Raw genomic sequence first — 626 nt, 5'->3', positions numbered from 1 at the left:
GCATGGCTACCTTGGATAAGTGACACCAAAACCAAGAACTTCACCACTGATTTATCGGTAAGCAGTGCGGATAATTTCGGACGTTCAGCATGCTGGTCACCGCGAGTGACAGGCATTGGATTGATGCTACGCATCGCGAAAAGCAATGAAAAGAACACCCCCACCATCGCGGTGTACAGAATCATATCCGAGCCAAATTCTGCGACAAGGAAACCCACCACCGTTGAACCCGCAATGAAGGCTATAGAACCCCACAAACGCGTGCGCCCGTAATCCAACATTTTCAAGCGAGCGTAGTAGTTTGCCATCGCGTCTGATAGCGGAACTACCGGACCACAACACAAGTTAAACAACACCGTTGCCAATGCCATAAGCCAAAAACTGCCGCCCGTAAAAAAGTGGAAACCAACAAAAATGAGGGCTGCAAAGCTCAACCAACGCAACGTTGGCATTAGATGTTCAACTCGGTGTACACGCGGGGTAATGACGAGGTTAGCCACGCAGCGTGTCGCCAAACCTAAACCAACCAGTAAACCAATGTCCGTGGAAGAAACGCCCTGTTCTTTAAACCACAACGACCAAAATGGCAGGTAAACGCCATACGCAAAAAAGAATCCGAGAAAGTA

The 626-nt window shown here is 48.9% G+C and carries 1 protein-coding gene; it reads right to left on the bottom strand.

Annotated features, from left to right (window positions below):
* Positions 1-626, bottom strand: a 626-nt coding sequence (locus R8O11_RS28880; protein ID WP_318195079.1) for a 3-phenylpropionate MFS transporter, incomplete at both ends; no start/stop codon positions are given.

Source organism: Vibrio sp. 1288 (genome assembly GCF_033344475.1).
The sequence above is the reverse complement of the archived record's forward strand: the minus strand, read 5'-3'. Positions and strand labels throughout refer to the sequence as shown.